The sequence below is a fragment of the Flavobacterium sp. 2 genome (assembly GCF_049949195.1).
Classification (GTDB): Bacteria; Bacteroidota; Bacteroidia; order Flavobacteriales; family Flavobacteriaceae; genus Flavobacterium.
Genome location: NZ_CP188206.1, coordinates 977,390 through 995,247 on the forward strand (window position 1 = coordinate 977,390; position 17,858 = coordinate 995,247).

Consider the following 17,858-nt stretch of genomic DNA (forward strand, 5'->3'; position numbering starts at 1 on the left):
ATTTTAATTTATTAATGGTATTTTTATTATAAAGGTGCTACCTTTTCCTTTTTCGCTTTCTACATATACTTGACCATTGTGATCTTCCACAATTCTTTTTACATAAGCAAGACCCAATCCGTGTCCTTTTACATTATGTAAGTCTCCTGTATGTTCTCTGTAAAATTTCTCAAAAACACGTTTTTGAGCTACCTTACTCATACCAAGACCATTATCTTTTACTTTTATCAGAATCATGTCTTTAACATTTTCTGTAAAAATTTCAATTTCAGGAATATCAGGCGAATACTTTATTGCGTTTTCTAAAATATTAACCAGAACATTTGTAAAATGAACTTCATTAACCAAACATGTTGTTCTAGAAGCATTTAAGTGTTTAACCACAGTTCCATTTCTGTCTTCTAAAATCAAATTTACGTGCTCAATTGCATCATCGATAATATCATGAATTGCAGTTGGTTCTTTTGTAATATCTAATTCTCTTTTTTCTAGTTTAGAAATACGAAGAACGTTTTCAACCTGCGCATGCATTCTTTTATTTTCATCCCTGATCATTTGAAGATAGCGATACACTTTCTCTTTATCTTCAATAACCTTCGGGCTTTTTATTGCATCGAGTGCTAAATTTATAGTTGCAATCGGAGTTTTAAACTCATGCGTCATGTTATTTATAAAATCTGTTTTGATTTCAGAAATATGCTTTTGACGCAATAACTGATTCAATGCACTTGTGTAAGCAATTATTATAATAAGCGTAAAAACAATTGATAATATTGTAATACTTAATAATTCTGACAGTAAAAATTTCTTTTTATTCGGAAAAGTCAGGAATAAGTCATATTTACTATTTCCTTCGTTATCTGTATATATTGGCACATGATAACTTAAATCTTTATCATAATGAAAGCCATCAGATTTTACTTTTGTTGGCAACCCACTATTAAGAACACCAAATTCAAATTTTGTTTTAACCCCATATTCTTCTAATTCTTTCTTTAAAAGTTTATACAGTTTATCTTTTGTTATTCTGCCTTCTATAGGAGTCAACGAAGCAATATCTTTGTATTGAATTTGCTGCTGTACTTTATTCAAGATATCTAAACTTCCCGATTTTTCAATTCTTAAATCTGGAATGATCGTCTGTCCTAGAGAATTATTATCAATTCTATTATTGTTATTATAAACTTCAGTTACACGCTTTGAGCTAAAATTTTTAAATCGCTCACTACTGAATTTCTTATCAAAAAGCGAGCCGCTAATATCATAATCTTCAGAAGTCAGGGTATTTGAATAAACAATCGTTTTATTTGTTTTTGTATTTCTCTGAACATATAAAACCTCTAGTAAATCCTCTTTTTTAGGGATTTTACCAGTGCTATCTTTTATACGATTATATTTGTCATAAAAACTATACTCTTCTTGCTGCTCAAGTTTATCAGCAACATTACCAATTACTTGGGTAACGTGGTATTTAAATTGTTCGTCATTGTTTTTGAACGAAGAATTGAACCAAAATACCTGAACCAGAATTATCCCTATTAAGGACAAACTCATAAGCAAAACAAGTATTCTAAAAAATAATTTATTCATCGAAACAAAATTAATATTTTAACAATATACTAAATAATACATTAACCAAATATTAACATTTAAGACTGATTTTGTTTAATATTTAAAATTTTAAGAATTTTAACAACTTCTTCTCTAGCAATTTTAAGATTTACGTTATTAATAACAAAATTACTCTTGGAAATACGATCTTCATCTTTCCATTGCATTTGCATTCTGCTTAAAACTTGTTCACGGGTAGTATTATCGCGTTTTAAGACTCTTTCAATTCTAATTTCTTCTGGGGCAGTAACCGTAATTATGCTATCACAATCTTTATATCGGCCACTTTCAAATAATATTGCAGCTTCATAAATTACATATTCCTTATCTCTGTGATTTAAAAGCCACAATTCAAAATCTTTTTTTACTGCAGGATGTACAATAGCGTTAAGCTGAGCTAACTTATCAGCATTATTAAATACAATATCAGCTAATTTGGCGCGATTTAAAATATCATTTTCAAAAAGAGCTTCTCCAAATGTTTCTTTTATTTCTTTTATGACCGCATCAGACTGCATTACTGTTCTGGCGCCGTCATCGGCAATATAAACCGGAACTCCCATTTCTTTGAAATAGTTTGCAACAGTTGTCTTACCGCTTCCTATCCCACCTGTTAAGCCAATAACCTTTGTCATTTTATATTTTAAAAAACATACGTGGAAACGCTTCTTGTGGTTTTTTCTTTAAAAGAATAATTTTTATAAATGATTCTAAGAATCCCGTTCCATAACCATAAAATTGCTTCCATACTGCGATTACAGAAAGATACCCAATTTTAATGCTTTTATTTTGAATACTTGCTGTAAGAAAAATTATAACGAAATATACAAAATATAATTGTAATAAAATATCAATATTGAAAATTAACAATAAAAAAGCTAATAATAATCCGAACAAGAAGAATGTCGGAAAGAAGAAAGTTAACTTATTATGCTCTGGGTACCAACTATTTAGTATTGGTCGCGCGATTCCAAATTTATGAACCTGAACAGAAAATTTCTCCCAGTCGATTCTGCGTTTATGATAAACATAAGCTTCTGAAAACAAACGAGTTTCAAAACCTAAATTCCACAAACGAATTGATAAATCAGGATCTTCTCCTGGGTGAATGTTACCGAAACCTTTTGAAATCAAGAAGGCTTTTTTAGAAATTCCCATATTGAAACTTCTTGGCTGAAACTTATTTATCTTTTCAGAACCTCCGCGAATACCACCTGTTGTCAAAAATGAAGTCATTGCAAAATTAATTGCTTTCTGGATGCTTGAAAAGCTGTCTAATGCCTTATCCGGACCACCAAAACAATCTACATATTCTTTATCTAATGCTTTTCTAACCTCAGTTAAATAATTTGAAGGAATAATACAATCTGAATCAAAAATGATAAAATAATCACCGCGCGCTTTCTGCATCCCGAAATTTCTTGAGTCACCCGGACCTGAATTCTCTTTAAAATAATACGAGATATTCAGTTTTCCCTGATAATTCATCACAACATCCTTACACGGAATAGAAGAACCGTCTTCAACAAGAACAATTTCAAAAGGTTCATTATAATCAGATTTTGCTAGACTTTCTAAAAGTTCATCAACTTCATCTGGACGATTATACACGGGTATAATTAAAGAAAAAATCATAATGGGATATGCGGTATTAGAATGGCAATTTTTTAAATTTCAAAATTTTAACAAAGATAGGCTATATTCATAAAAAAACCATCAACTTTTGATTGATGGTTTTGATTTTATGTTTTTCAATATCCTTATTTGATACTTTCAATATCAACTACTTCATTTGCTTCAGCCTTATAATCAACTCCAGCAAATTCAAATCCGAATAAGTTTAAGAAATCATTTCTATATCCAGCTAAATCACCAATTTCTGGCAACGTTTCTGTTGTAGCTTCTAACCAAAGTTTAGCCACTTTTTCCTGAACATCATCTCTCATTTCCCAGTCATCAATTCTAATTCTTCCTTTTTCATCAACAGGAACTTCAGAACCGTTATATAATCTGTCTTGGAATAAACGCTGAATCTGCTCAATACAACCTTCGTGAATTCCTTCTTCTTTCATAATTTTATATAAAAGAGAAATATACAATGGAATTACCGGAATTGCAGAACTTGCCTGAGTTACCAACGCTTTATTTACCGAAACATAAGCTTTTCCTCCAATAGATTGTAAGCTCTCAGTAATAGTAAATGCAGTAGCTTCTAAATGGTCTTTTGCACGTCCAATTGTTCCCTTACGGTAAACTGCTTCTGTTAATCCAGGTCCGATATAAGAATAAGCAACTGTAGTAGCTCCATCAGCCAATAAATTTTCTGCTTTTAAAGCATCAATCCACATTGCCCAGTCTTCACCTCCCATAACAGCAACTGTATTCTCAATATCTTCCTCATTTGCAGGAGCGATTGAAACTTCAGAAACTTTTCCTGTATGGAAATCAACTGTTTTATTTGTAAAAGTTTGTCCAATTGGTTTTAAAACCGACCGATGCGTAACTCCTGTGTTAGGATTTGTACGCACTGGAGAAGCTAAACTGTAAATTACAAGGTCAACTTGTCCTAAATCAGCTTTAATTAAATCAAGTGTTTCTCTTTTTATTTCGTTTGAAAAAGCATCTCCATTGATACTTTTTGCATATAGACCCGCTTTATGAGCTTCTTTTTCAAATGCTGCCGAATTATACCAACCTGGAGAAGCCGTTTTTCCTTCAACTGGTGGTTTTTCAAAAAACACTCCAATCGTTGATGCATCAGATCCAAAAGCACTTGTAATTCTTGAAGCCAATCCGAAACCTGTTGAAGCTCCAATAACCAATACTTTTTTAGCACCAGCAATTGATCCTTTTGATTTTACATATTCAATTTGATTTTTTACATTTTGCTCGGCTCCGTCTGGGTGCGCTGTCAAGCAAATAAAGCCTCTCATTCTAGGTTCTATAATCATATTTTCTTGTTTTTCGTTATAGCAATTGCCAATTAAGACAATTGATTAACTTATTTTAGCTTTGTTTAATTCGTTTTTAGATGACAAATATAAAGTATTTCTTTAGTTCAACAAGGCCTTCGCATGATTTAAAGCCGAATCCGAAACAACTGCACCAGATAACATTTGAGCAATTTCGATAACTCTTTCGTCCTGAGACAGAAGCTTTAATTCTGATTGTGTGTCGTCATCGACAGTTGATTTAAAAACTTTAAAATGAGAATCTCCTTTTGCCGCAATTTGAGGTAAGTGCGTTATTGCAAAAATTTGCATCGATGTACTCATTTCTTTCATGATTTCGCCCATTCTAATAGCGATTTCACCAGAAACTCCTGTATCAATTTCGTCAAAAATCAATGTTGGAAGTTTTGAATATTGTGCCAAAATTGCTTTTACAGCCAGCATAATACGAGACATCTCCCCGCCTGACGCTACTTTCTTAAGTAATCCAAAGTCGGTTCCTTTATTTGCAGAAAACAAAAACTGAAGTTCATCTTTACCATTTGAGAAATACGTTTCTGATGGCAAAAGTTCGATATTAAAACGCACATTCGGCATTCCTAAAGTTTCTAAAATAGAAATCAATTTATTTGATAAAACCGGAATTGCGTTGGATCTATTTTCATGAATTGTTTTAGAAAAAGCATCTAATTCAATTACTTTCTGCTCAATTATTTTTGATAATGAAGCTATTTCTTCTTCAATATTACCTAATTCTAAAACCGTGTTGCTCAATTCGGTTTCAATTTGAATTAGTTCCTCAACTGAAGAAACCTGATGTTTCTTTTGAAGATTATAAATCAATTGCAGTTTTTGACTAATCAATTCTAATTGTGCTGGATCGTTCAATAATTTCTCCGAACAATTTTGAAGTTCTTTCGAAACATCATCAAACTCAATTGTTAAACTTGAAATTCTATCAAACAAACCTTGATATTCAGCAGAAAATGGCGCTATTTTTTGAAGCGAAATTTTCACTTCATTTAAATTATGCAATAAACCGAATTGCTCTTCATTTGCAATTGCAAGGGATTTATCAATAGACTCTTTTATAATCTCAACATTATTTAATTTTTCAAAATCGGCTTCAAGTTCTTCTTGTTCACCTGATTTTAATTTAGCTGAAACTAGTTCATTTAATAAATACGTATTATATTCTTGCTCTTTTCCTGAATCGCTTTGTTTTTTTAATAAAGCATTCAATTTTGATTTATCTGATTTGTATGTTTTAAGCAATTTTTGATAATCCAAAATAACATCTCCATTATTTGCAATGGCATCAATTATTTTAAACTGAACACTTTCATCAGACAATTCCTGAGTTTGTTGCTGTGAGTGGATATCAATTAAAAACAGACTTAAATCTTGTAGTTCCTGAAGATTTACGGGACTATCATTTATAAAAGCACGAGATTTTCCTGAAGGCAAAATTTCACGTCGAATGATTGTTTCATCTTCATAATCCAAATCATTTGCTTCAAAAAATTCCTTTAAGTTATATTTTGAAATTTCAAACTGGGCTTCAATTATACATTTTTCTTCTTTGTTTTTTAAAGAAGTTAAATCGGCTCTTTTTCCTAAAACTAGCCCCAAAGCTCCTAAAATAATAGATTTTCCAGCTCCTGTTTCACCTGTAATTATTGAAAATCCTTTTGAAAAATCAATAGAGAGTTTTTCAATCAAAGCATAATTTTTAATCGACAGCGAAGTAATCATAAAATAAATTTGAGGATATAAAAGTTATTGTTGAAAGTAAAAGTAAGACTAAAAAACCAACTAAAACTTAATTTGTGACCATTTTGTACTATTCAATGGTGAAACTTTATTGAGAACATCGGTTAAATCTGTAACCGTAATGCTAGGACCGCCTGAAAAAATCGAAGTAATCTCATCTGATTTTGCATCAAAGAAAACTCTGGTCAAAAAGGCATTTGGTTTAACACTATTAAATCTTCCAATTAGTAATAAAGACGCTTTAATTTTTTCCTTTGCTCCTTTTAAATCATCACTCATAGTATCTAATCCAGAGTGATACATAAAAGTAGCTTGGCGCAAATCGCTATACATTGGTGAAATCATATCTGTTATTAAATAATAGCGATTTTGAATTCCGTCAGCTTGACTCCAACCTTTAAAACCGCCTTGCTGGGCAACATTTGCTATATTTTGTGCCGTTTGAAGATATTGATTTCCGGCTCCCAATTGAAATGTATCAGCATCCATTCCTAAAATCAAGTAGCTGTAAAAAGAAACTACAGAAACCAGATTTGATTCAAAAGTAGTCGGATTAAAAAGCAAAGGTTCGTATTCAGTGTACCTAAAACTAAAATCTTTATCATTATAATTTAGTACTGGAGAAGAATATGTCGAATTAAAAATTAATCGTGAAGATTGAACCTGAATAGTTCCAGTAAACTGATCCGAACTGTTTGAAGACAACGTAATATACATCGAGCAATTTATACGTTCATTTTGTTTTAAAACTGAGCCTGTCCAATCTGTTTTATTTACAAATTCTGACAATGAAGTCTGAAGCGTTTTAAAAACCTGCTGATTGGGATTTGGAAGCCTTTCAGTATTAATTGTTACAATACAATTTAGCTGTTGCGCCTGAGTAAAGCCAAAAATTAAAAACATTAAAAATGTAACTGCTTTATTCATAAAAAAAGATTTGTGTTGATGTAAAATTGATGTTGATACTCTATTTTAAAAAAGCTATTATTTCGTAAAATGCAAAATCACTTTGTTTAAAATATCAACAGCAACAGACTCTTTTGATTTTAATTCCATTGGCTCAATTTTAAAATCTTTATCAATAAAAGTAACTTTATTGGTTTCTTTTTTAAAACCTGCACCTTCATCCTGCAAGGAATTAAGAACTATCAAATCTAAGTTTTTTTTCTGAATTTTCAGCTTGGCATTTTCAATTTCATTTTGAGTTTCTAAAGCAAATCCAATTAAAAACTGCTCTTTTTTTATTACTCCTAACGAAGCTAAAATATCTTTTGTTTTCTCAAGTTCTATTGAAAATTCTTCCGCAGCTTTTTTAATTTTCTGCGAAGCCACTACTTTTGGCTTGTAATCTGCCACAGCTGCCGCCGCAATAGCCACATCTACATCATTATAATATAAATGGCACGCATCGTACATTTCCTGCGCTGAGACCACATTTATTACTTGAACTAAACTGCTTTTTGCTTTAAAATGAGTTGGACCAGCAACTAAAATTACTTGTGCACCTAATTTTACAGCTTCATTTGCGATATCAAAACCCATCTTTCCAGATGAATGATTTCCTATAAAACGTACAGGATCTATCGCTTCGTATGTTGGACCAGCAGTAATTAGTATTTTTTTCCCTACTAACGGAAGTTTACTTTGCAAATCAGCTTCAAGAAAAGCTACAATATTCTCAGGTTCAGCCATTCGGCCTTCTCCAGATAAACCACTTGCCAGCTCACCACTTTCAGCAGGAATCATAATATTGCCAAATTGTTTTAAAGCAGCAAAACTAGATAAAGTTGAAGGATGTTTATACATATCCAAATCCATTGCGGGTGCAAAATAGACAGGACATTTAGCCGATAAATAAGTAGCAATTAATAAATTATCACAATTTCCCGTTGCCATTTTCGACAACGTATTAGCAGTTGCCGGAGCAATTAACATGAAATCAGCCCAAAGTGCTAAATCAACGTGATTGTTCCAGACAGCATCTTGATCATCTTCATTAAAGAAACTGGAATGTACAGGATTTTTTGATAACGTAGATAACGTTAATGGAGTTACAAAATCCTTAGAAGCAGGTGTCATTATCACTTGGACATGTGCACCTGCTTTTATAAAAAGTCGTACTAATGAGGCTGTTTTATAGGCTGCAATTCCACCAGAAACTCCTAGTAAAATTTTTTTCCCGTTTAAAACTGACATTTATACTATATTATTTGTTTGAACCTCTGTGGTAAGTTTTACCGTCTAACCATTCTTGAACAGCTAAAGCATGTGGTTTTGGTAATTTTTCGTAAAATTTAGAAACTTCAATTTGCTCTTTATTTTCAAAAACTTCTTCAAGACTATCATTGTAAGTCGCAAATTCTTCTAATTTCTCAGTTAATTCTTTTTTGATTTCAGAATTAATTTGATTTGCTCTTTTAGCCATAATGGTAATTGCTTCATACACATTTCCTGTTGGCTCTTCAATAACTGTTTTATTGTAAGTTATTGTGTTTACAGGAGCATTCGTCTTTTTTAAATCCATGACTTTATTTATTTAGTATATTTTTGTAAATCTGTTTCAACTCGGGCATACATTTCGTCTGCCTCTTTTTTGTATTTTGTATCGCTTTTAAACTTAATCAAGTTATTGTAAGCCACTTTTGCAACATTTAAGCGTTCTTCCATTTTTTGTGGAATACTGTTTATAGCCAATTTATAGGCTGAATCATATTTATAAAACAGTGCATCTTCTTTTAATGGAGTTCCAGGGAAATCAGCAATAAAATTGTCAAATGCAACTAAGGCTGATTTATAATCTGAAATTGTGTTATATCCTTTAGCATTTTCATATGCTTTTTTCTCCAATTTACCATTTAAAACTTTTACAGACTCATTTGCCTGAGCGATATACTCAGAATTTGGATAATTATCAATAAAAGCCTGTAATTTCTCTAAAGCTTTTACTGTATCTGCCTGATCTAAACTGTAAACAGGAGCTAATTTTGAATAACTATACGCACCTAAAAATGCTGCTTCCTGTACTTTTTCACTACGAGGATAACCTGAAACGAAACTTTCAAATTGATAACCAGCTAAATAATACTGATGTGTCTTATAATAAGATTGTGAAAACATATAAAAAAGCTTTTCAGCCTGTGGCTTACCTCTATATGAAGGCGCTAATTGCTCAAAAAGACGAATTGCTTTTGAATATTTCCCTGCATCATACATTTTTGTTGCCATTTCAAATTTTGCTGCAACATCTTCATTTTTTAATACCTTTTGGTAATCACTACAAGAACAAAAAAGGGCAACAACAATTAATAATGATACTATTTTTTTCATTTTCTTACTTTTATTATGATTTCTCAGACAATTGCCAAAGCTAAATCACACCGAAGTTTCGGTGGCAAATTTAGTCATTAATTTAGCGACTGCAAAATAATTTTTTAGTATCTTAAAATACTAACACTTTAACAATTATTTAATGCTGTTTTTTACAAAATCATTTAATCTTGCTGCTAAAGAATCATCAACAGAAACCAAAGGCAAACGCACTGTATTGTCAGCAATTCCAAGGGCTTGAAAAACTTGCTTGATTCCGGCAGGATTTCCTTGCTCAAAAATCATATCAATACAATCTGATAAAAAATATTGTGTTTTAAATGCTTCATTTACTTTTCTGTTCAGTCCTAAACGGATCATTTCAGAAAATTCTTTTGGATAACCTTGTCCAATTACTGAAATTACACCTGCTCCACCTGCTAAAACAATCGGCAACGCAATCATGTCATCTCCAGAAATTACCAAGAAATCTTTTGGTGCATTTTTAATCAATTGTAAAGCCTGAGCCATATCTCCGGCAGCTTCTTTTATAGCAACAACATTGCTAAAATCATTTGCCAGACGAATTACTGTTGACGGAAGCATATTACTAGAAGTTCTTCCCGGAACGTTATATAAAATTACTGGAATTGGAGAAGCCTCAGCAATTGCTTTGAAATGCTGATAAATTCCTTCCTGAGTTGGTTTATTATAATAAGGAGAAACAGAAAGAATAGCTTCAAAAGCTGAAAAATCACCTGTCTTTAATTCTTCAACAATTTGCGTTGTATTATTTCCTCCTACTCCAAGAACTAAAGGCAATCTTCCCTTATTTACATCGATTACTGTACTGATAACCAACTCTTTTTCGGCTTGAGTCAAGGTCGCATTTTCTGCTGTTGTTCCCATAACCACAAGATATTCAACTCCTCCGTCAATCGAAAAATTAACGATACGCTGCAAAGCTTCGATATCAACTGAAAAGTCTTTTTTAAATGGAGTTACAAGTGCAACACCAGTTCCTATTAATGATTGCATATTTTAATTTATATTTTATTTTAAACTTTTTAAATACCTAAATAATTCGGAAACAAATATTTTATAATTCTCCATTTCCGTCTCTATCATCCATCGGTTTAATTTTTTATCCACCGCTGAAAATCCAATTTTGAATTTTGCTTTTGACTTGCTGGTGACCATCATCAAAATTGGCTTTTCGCTTTCATAATAACTAATCAACAGATCAAATTCTGTTTCGATAAATTCATTCAAAAAACTTTCTGTAATTTCTCCCCTCCAATTAATCTGTTTTTTACTAAAAGTTGGTCTCGAGTACGTTTTTTTCTTCTTCAATTTATCTCTATACGCTACAATTTTTATGTTTTCAGAAGCAATTCCGTAAAGGGAAAACTCATTGAACAACTCTTTTGAATGACGAAAGTTACTTTCATCTATCAATAAACCAATTGTTTGTATGTCGCTTGTAAAAACTTCGTTTTTGACAATATTCAGATTATTTTTTAATGATTTTTTTACAAATAATTCCTTTATATAATTTAAAAACATAGTATTTTTACCAGATTACAAAATTAATTATTTAAGTCGCATTTAAGATGGTAAAACTAAAAAAGTATAACGGATTTTTAAAACTTTTTGTTATATTCTTAACACTATTTTTTATTTTTTCATGTAGCCCAAAAAACTACAGTTTAACTAAGATCGAAGGAAAACAGCTTCCTATAACAGAAAAAGGAGCTCAAACTCCTGAAATTGAAAACTTTATCAAGCCTTATCGCGATCATATTAATAAGGATTTAGACAGCGTTTTAGCTTATTGTCCTGAGACTCTGGATAAAAGCAACGGAAAATGGCAAACAGCAATTGGATCTTTAATGGCTGACGTTTGTGTACAAAGAGGAAATTTGGTTTTTAAACAACGTGAAAATAAAACAATTGATCTTTGTTTATTAAACCATGGCGGAATTCGTGCTATTTTACCAAAAGGAAATGTGACCACAAGAACTGCTTTTGAAATTATGCCTTTTGAAAATAATTTGGTTGTTCTAGGTTTAAAAGGGGAACAAGTTCAAGAAATAGCTGCTTATATTATTAAGGAGAAAAAAGCACAGCCGTTGTCTGGAATGACGTTTACAATTGCAAAAGACAAAACAGCTAAAAATATTATGGTTCAGGGAAAACCTCTTGATCTAAATAAAATTTATTATGTTGCTACTAACGATTACCTTGCTAATAGAGGTGATAACATGAACTTCTTTGGTAAAAGTGTTGAGAAATATGATTTAAATTATAAACTTCGAAATGTTTTAATCGATTATTTCAAAGAAGTTGATACAATTCCGGTTCCAAAAGACATCAGAATTACAGAAGAATAAGCATTCAAGAAAAAATAAAATTATACTAGCGTTTACGCAAAAAATATATCCAATGAAAAGAAGAGAATTTATTGAAAAAACTGCTGCAAGTACAGCCTTATTAAGTTTAGGTTTGTCATTAAGCAGTTTTGAAACTAACGATATAAAACACCTGACTATTTTACATACAAATGATGTACACAGCCATATAGATCCTTTTCCTGCTGATGACCCTCGTAATGCAAATAAAGGAGGTGTATCTAGACGTGCAGCTCTTATAGAGACCATTCGCCAGGAAAATCCAAATGTACTTTTATTGGATGCCGGAGATATTTTTCAAGGAACTCCTTATTTTAACTATTATGGAGGCGAATTGGAATTCAAATTGATGAGCATGATGAAATATGATGCTTCAACTATTGGAAATCATGATTTTGACAATGGTCTGGATGGTTTATATGCTCAAATGCCACATGCTAAATTTGAATTCATCAATTCTAATTATGACTTTAAAAATACGGTCATGAACGGACTTGTGAAGCCTTATAAAATTTTCAATAAAAACGGAATTAAAGTTGGCGTTTTTGGTTTAGGAATTGAACTTGACGGTTTGGTTGACAAGCAAATGTATAAAGAAACAGTATACAATGATCCTGTAGAAATTGCTCAGGACATGACTCAATTATTAAAAAAAGAGGAAAAATGTGATTTGGTTATCTGCTTATCACACCTTGGTTACAATTATAAGGATGAACCAACGAAAATCTCCGATTTAAAATTGGCTGAACTTACACAAGATATTGATTTAATCATTGGAGGTCACACTCATACTTTTCTTGATAAACCAACTATTGTAAAAAATAAAGCTGGCGAGAAAGTTTTAGTTAATCAGGTAGGTTGTTATGGAATAAATTTAGGCCGAATTGATTTTTACTTTGATAAAAACAAAAATCATACGAATCAAGGAAAATCAATTATTGTATAGCATTTTTTTGTGCATTTTTGTTTTTTCAAGAAAGTATTCGACCATAAAGTAGTAGCCCAAAATTTGTGTAACATCACGAATCAAAACTAAAACTACTGAATAGGAAAAATATTCATTGAAAATATAAAAAATGTCCGAAAAAATATAACTAACAGCCATCAAAGACATTAAAAGAGCCAAATGAGTTCCTTTGGTAATATATGTTACAAACGAATAATAACTCATAACGCTCAGTACTATTCCATAAAAAGTATAAAGCCAATTAAACTTTTTCATATTATCCAATTGAAGACTTAGTACGGAAACCAACAAATAGACAAGAAATATGACCACGATAGAAACCGGAAGAATATCTTTTCTTCTTAATTTTATTCTTTCGTGGTCTATTATAAAAAGCTTTAAAATCAGCAAGTAAACAATTAAAAAGCTTATTACTCCTCCTAGTTCTGAAATCTCAACATCCATGAGATCAAAAACTTGACCTATAAAACAAAAGAAAAAGATCAAGCCTTCTGTTTTTCCTATTTTGAAATCACTACTGATAATAAAATAGAAAAAAATAGCTGGAAGCACGACAGCTTTAGCATAAATCGCCAAAATATCCTGTCTCGTGCAATCTAAAATAATTGTAAACAATAATGCTACAAAGAATAAAATCAAAGACGGTTTATTCGCTTTCATTTAATTTACTTATAAATTCTTCCTCTGACAATATAGGAATATTTAATTTATTGGCTTTTTCTAATTTTGCCGGTCCCATATTATCACCTGCGACAACAAAATCTGTTTTCGCGGAAATTGAACTTCCTACTTTTCCACCATTATCTTCGATTGTTTTCTTTAGTTCATCTCTTGAAAACTTTTCAAATACGCCTGAAACGACAAATGTTTTTCCGATGAATTTTTCTGTAGCGTTGGGGTTAATTTTTTCTACTATTTCAAATTGAACACCATAATTTTTTAAGCGCTCAATTATTCGTTTATTTTCTTCATTTTCAAAAAATTCGATTACGCTTTTAGCAATTCGTTCACCAATTTCATCCACTAAAATCAAATCCATTAAAGAAGCCTGGCTTAAAGCATCGATATTTTTATAATGTTTGGCCAATTTTTTAGCAACGGTTTCACCTACAAAACGGATTCCGAGTGCAAAAAGAACACTTTCAAAAGGAATTTCTTTCGATTTTTCAACACCGTTTACTAAGTTCTCCGCAGATTTTTGCGCCATTCTTTCCAAGTGCAAAATATCTTCGACTTTTAATTCATACAAATCGGCATAATTATGCACTAAATCATTTTTGAAAAGCAAAGCAACTGTTTCTCCTCCAAGACCTTCAATATCCATTGCTTTTCTTGAAATATAATGCTGTACGCGCCCAATAATCTGTGGAGGGCATCCGTAGAAATTTGGACAATAATGATTGGCTTCGCCTTCGTTTCTAACTAATTCCGTCTGACATTCAGGACAATGAGTAATATATTCTGTTTTTTCTGAATTTTCTGGTCGTTTATCTAAATCTACTGCAATAATTTTTGGAATGATCTCTCCTCCCTTTTCAACAAAAACAGTGTCATTTATTCTAATATCTAATTTTTCAATTTGGTCTGCATTATGCAAAGAAGCTCTTTTTACAATCGTTCCCGCTAATTGAACAGGCGCTAAATTGGCTACCGGAGTAATTGCTCCCGTGCGTCCAACTTGATACGAAATTGAATTTAATTTCGTCGATACCTGTTCTGCTTTAAATTTATACGCAATTGCCCAACGTGGAGATTTTGCTGTATAACCCAATTCTTCCTGATATTGAATGTTGTTTACTTTTATTACAACACCATCAGTTTCGTAAGGTAAATTATGTCTGTGCGTATCCCAATAATCGATAAAATCAAAAACCTCGTTCATATTATCGACTAATTTTGCTTCACTCGGAACTTTAAATCCCCATTTTCTCGCCGATTCCAATCCTTCAAACTGAGAAGAAAACGGCAAATTATTTCCGGTTACAAAATATAATAGACATTCCAACGGACGCTTAGCAACCTCAGCACTATCTTGAAGTTTTAAACTTCCAGAAGCTGTATTTCTTGGATTTGAATAAGGTGTTTCTCCAATTTCAATCAATTCCTGGTTCATTTTTTCGAAACCTGCATACGGCAAAATTATTTCTCCTCTGATATCAAATTTTTCAGGATAATTTCCTTTTAATTGCAACGGAACTGATTTTATGGTTTTGATATTATTTGTTACCTCATCACCCTGAAAACCATCTCCACGTGTTAACGCCTGAACTAGTTTTCCGTTTTCGTAAGTAATACTTATTGAAGCTCCGTCATATTTTAATTCGCAGGTATATTCTAATTTAACATTACCTAAAACTCTTTGAATTCGGTTTTCCCAATCCAGTAAATCTTCTTTAGAATAGGAATTATCCAAAGAATACATGCGATATTGGTGTGCAATTGTTTTAAAATTTTTAGTAATTGCTCCTCCAACTCGCTGCGTAGGTGAATGTTCGTCAAAAAATTCGGGGTGTTTGTTTTCTAAATCCTGAAGCTCTTTTAATTTTCTATCGAAATCATAGTCCGAAATAGTAGCATTATCAAGCACATAATAATTGTAATTGTGCTGGTTAAGTTCGTCTCTTAAAGTTTGAATAGTTTCTTGAATACTCATAGGATATTAAAATGATGCCAATTAATTTAGAAATACTGAAACATCAAAATTAGATAATTATTTTCGTTGAAAAACATCAAAAAATAAAAGTTTTAAAAAATCAAAAATCAAGTCACAAAAAAATGCGACTTGATTTTCTTCTTGTCCATTATTCTTAAAAAAGAATTAAACAAAACCAACTTCCAAATGGTTTCTTCGTTTTATATCTTTACACTGATAATCAAATAATTAGCATGCAAATATAAAACTATTTTTGGATAATGATAAAGTCAGAACGTCTATTTAACAAATGCTCTTCTTCGGTACATTTTACACCATTTTTGCATTTATTAATTAACCTACTTTCTCCGTAACCTTTTGCGCTTTCAATTCGAGAAGCATCAATTCCTTGAGAAACAATATAATCTCGGGTTGATTTGGCTCTATTATCTGAAAGTTTTAAGTTGTATGAGTCTTTTCCGCGTGAATCTGTATGAGATTCGATCTTGATTTTGATGTTTGGAAATTTTTGCATGATGAAAACTACTTTTGTCAATTCTTCAATTGCCAATGGCGTAATATCATATTTGTCGTAATCGAAGTAAATTGGTTTTACATCCACTTTTTCAACACCTTTGCTTTTCACTACCAAATCGTCATAATTACTCAATTCAAAATTAACGTCTTTAATTTCTCCTCCGTTTTCTTTAGTCGTTTCAACGGTTTTTTCATCACTTGCGTAATTTGGTTTTGCGGCAATCATTTTTACTGTTTTTCCGCAAGGCACTTCGATGGCGTATTTACCTTCAAAATTTGTTTTAGTTTCCCCAAGAATTTCGGTATATGAATTATATGCCATAATTGAAACATCTGTAAGCGGCAATCTAGTCTTTTTATCTATTGCCATACCCGAAATACTCTGGTTGCAAACTGGTTTTCCTTTTACAAATGAGTAAATATCATCATCGCCTTTACCTCCTGCTCTGTTCGATGAAACATAACCATAAGTTTCAGCGCTGTCAATTATAAAAGTAAAATCGTCTTTATTACTATTAATTGGAGCACCTAAATTTACTGGATCAGAGAAAGTTCCGTCAGGTAAAAGTTTGCTTTCGTAAACATCCAAATCTCCTAAGCCATAATGTCCATCAGAAGAAAAATAAAGTTTTCCGTTTCGGAAATATGGAAAAACTTCATTTCCAAGCGTGTTGATTTTTGGTCCAAGATTTAACGGAGAACTCATTGTTCCGTCGTCAGCGATTTTCACATAATACAAATCGGTTTCACCAATTCCTCCGCTCATATCAGAGGCAAAGAAAAGCCATTTTCCATCTTCACTTAAAGAAGGATGTCCAACTGAATAATCATCATTGTCAAAGAAAAGTTTTTGCGGATTTTCTAATTTATTGTTTACAATACTTCCTTTAACAATCTGAAAATTATTGGTTTTGCTTTCATCAATAACTAATTTATTCTTTTTGACAATGTTTGTCGAATAATAAATTGTTTTTCCGCTGGCATCGAAAGAGGCTGTTGCTTCATGATACTTTGTCATTACATTTGGAAGAAATAATGTTTCGTTGAACAAACTTCCATCAGCTGGATTTCTTTCGGATAAATAAAGATTCAGAAAAGGCTGATTGTTCCAAGTATATAACTTTTCGCTAAATTTTGTTGTATCTCTGGCAGATGTAAACACGATTCTGTCCTGAAAAAAAGTAGCACCAAAATCAGATTTGCTTGTATTAATATCAAGATTTTTGATTGTGTAAAGTGGTTTCGCTTTAGACAAACTATCAAGCAGTTTTTTCTGAGCAAGATAACGGTTCACCTCTTTTTGATCACCTTTTTTAGTCAAATACTCTTTTGTCATTTTATCAGCATCATCATAATCCATAACTCCTTTCAGTGACTGAATATAACGCAAGTAGTAAATATCGGTTAAATTATTTCCTTGCGCTTCGTACAGTTTTTTGTACCATTTTAAAGCATTTCTTTCATCGGAAATAAAATAATACGAGTCGGCTGCGTTCTTCAACGTTTGTGTCGATGGATTTTTGCTGTTTTGCAAAATTTCTTCGTAAGCCTTTGATGCATCTGCATAAGCAAAATTTCTAAACAGCGCATCGGCTTTCTTTAAATTAGTCTTTTGAGCAAAACTAAATGTAATGCTCAAGACTAAACTTAGGATATATAGTTTTTTCATA

Annotated in this window: 16 protein-coding genes; 2 read left to right on the forward strand and 14 right to left on the reverse strand. The window is 31.7% G+C overall.

All coding sequences use genetic code 11. The features are described from left to right. Nucleotides 1-3 precede the first annotated feature (3 nt). From ACNFIH_RS04040 to ACNFIH_RS04090, 11 genes are all read right to left on the reverse strand, one after another. The gene (locus ACNFIH_RS04040; RefSeq protein ID WP_426485598.1) at nucleotides 4-1,590 is read right to left on the reverse strand and encodes a sensor histidine kinase; all 1,587 of its coding nucleotides are present in this window, start codon (nucleotides 1,588-1,590) and stop codon (nucleotides 4-6) included. A 59-nt stretch (nucleotides 1,591-1,649) separates the two neighbouring features. Next, nucleotides 1,650-2,246 (reverse strand): dephospho-CoA kinase, encoded by a 597-nt coding sequence (gene coaE / locus ACNFIH_RS04045; protein WP_426485599.1) that lies wholly within the window; start codon nucleotides 2,244-2,246, stop codon nucleotides 1,650-1,652. Nucleotide 2,247: 1 nt separating this feature from the next. Beyond that, nucleotides 2,248-3,246, reverse strand: coding sequence for a glycosyltransferase (locus ACNFIH_RS04050; RefSeq protein ID WP_426485600.1), 999 nt, complete (start codon nucleotides 3,244-3,246; stop codon nucleotides 2,248-2,250). Nucleotides 3,247-3,371: 125 nt separating this feature from the next. Further along, a complete protein-coding gene (gene fabV / locus ACNFIH_RS04055) occupies nucleotides 3,372-4,562 on the reverse strand; it encodes an enoyl-ACP reductase FabV (protein ID WP_426485601.1) in 1,191 nt (396 codons plus the stop codon). Between the two features lie 102 nt (nucleotides 4,563-4,664). Beyond that, the gene (gene recN, locus ACNFIH_RS04060; RefSeq protein WP_426485602.1) at nucleotides 4,665-6,317 is read right to left on the reverse strand and encodes a DNA repair protein RecN; all 1,653 of its coding nucleotides are present in this window, start codon (nucleotides 6,315-6,317) and stop codon (nucleotides 4,665-4,667) included. Between the two features lie 60 nt (nucleotides 6,318-6,377). Beyond that, a complete protein-coding gene (locus ACNFIH_RS04065) occupies nucleotides 6,378-7,262 on the reverse strand; it encodes a DUF4835 family protein (RefSeq protein WP_426485603.1) in 885 nt (294 codons plus the stop codon). Between the two features lie 57 nt (nucleotides 7,263-7,319). Next, nucleotides 7,320-8,531, reverse strand: coding sequence for a bifunctional phosphopantothenoylcysteine decarboxylase/phosphopantothenate--cysteine ligase CoaBC (gene coaBC, locus ACNFIH_RS04070; RefSeq protein ID WP_426485604.1), 1,212 nt, complete (start codon nucleotides 8,529-8,531; stop codon nucleotides 7,320-7,322). Nucleotides 8,532-8,541: 10 nt separating this feature from the next. After that, nucleotides 8,542-8,859 (reverse strand): DNA-directed RNA polymerase subunit omega, encoded by a 318-nt coding sequence (locus tag ACNFIH_RS04075; protein ID WP_007807938.1) that lies wholly within the window; start codon nucleotides 8,857-8,859, stop codon nucleotides 8,542-8,544. A gap of 8 nt (nucleotides 8,860-8,867) precedes the next feature. Continuing rightward, nucleotides 8,868-9,662 (reverse strand): outer membrane protein assembly factor BamD, encoded by a 795-nt coding sequence (locus ACNFIH_RS04080; protein ID WP_426485605.1) that lies wholly within the window; start codon nucleotides 9,660-9,662, stop codon nucleotides 8,868-8,870. A gap of 135 nt (nucleotides 9,663-9,797) precedes the next feature. Next, nucleotides 9,798-10,679 carry a 4-hydroxy-tetrahydrodipicolinate synthase gene (dapA, locus tag ACNFIH_RS04085; protein WP_426485606.1) on the reverse strand — a complete coding sequence of 294 codons (882 nt, stop codon included), beginning with the start codon at nucleotides 10,677-10,679 and terminating at the stop codon, nucleotides 9,798-9,800. 15 nt (nucleotides 10,680-10,694) lie between these two features. Further along, entirely contained in the window at nucleotides 10,695-11,207 is a 513-nt protein-coding gene (locus ACNFIH_RS04090) for a DUF6913 domain-containing protein (protein ID WP_426485607.1), read from the reverse strand. A gap of 47 nt (nucleotides 11,208-11,254) precedes the next feature. Here ACNFIH_RS04090 and ACNFIH_RS04095 point away from each other — a divergent pair, with 47 nt between their 5' ends. Next, nucleotides 11,255-12,034, forward strand: a complete 780-nt coding sequence (locus ACNFIH_RS04095) for a 5'-nucleotidase C-terminal domain-containing protein (RefSeq protein WP_426485608.1) — start codon at nucleotides 11,255-11,257, stop codon at nucleotides 12,032-12,034. Between the two features lie 52 nt (nucleotides 12,035-12,086). Further along, nucleotides 12,087-12,998: a bifunctional metallophosphatase/5'-nucleotidase gene (locus ACNFIH_RS04100; RefSeq protein WP_426485609.1), complete on the forward strand. Its 912-nt coding sequence runs from the start codon at nucleotides 12,087-12,089 to the stop codon at nucleotides 12,996-12,998. Here ACNFIH_RS04100 and ACNFIH_RS04105 read toward each other — a convergent pair. The 3 genes from ACNFIH_RS04105 to ACNFIH_RS04115 all read right to left on the reverse strand — a co-directional run bounded on the left by ACNFIH_RS04105 (nucleotide 12,984) and on the right by ACNFIH_RS04115 (nucleotide 17,857). Further along, nucleotides 12,984-13,679, reverse strand: a complete 696-nt coding sequence (locus ACNFIH_RS04105; protein WP_142449289.1) for a lysoplasmalogenase family protein — start codon at nucleotides 13,677-13,679, stop codon at nucleotides 12,984-12,986. The genes ACNFIH_RS04100 and ACNFIH_RS04105 overlap by 15 nt on opposite strands. Further along, nucleotides 13,666-15,672, reverse strand: coding sequence for an NAD-dependent DNA ligase LigA (gene ligA / locus ACNFIH_RS04110; RefSeq protein ID WP_426485610.1), 2,007 nt, complete (start codon nucleotides 15,670-15,672; stop codon nucleotides 13,666-13,668). The genes ACNFIH_RS04105 and ligA overlap by 14 nt, the downstream gene beginning before the upstream one ends. Before the next feature lie 247 nt (nucleotides 15,673-15,919). Further along, nucleotides 15,920-17,857: an OmpA family protein gene (locus ACNFIH_RS04115; RefSeq protein WP_426485611.1), complete on the reverse strand. Its 1,938-nt coding sequence runs from the start codon at nucleotides 17,855-17,857 to the stop codon at nucleotides 15,920-15,922. Between the last annotated feature and the right edge of the window lies 1 nt (nucleotide 17,858).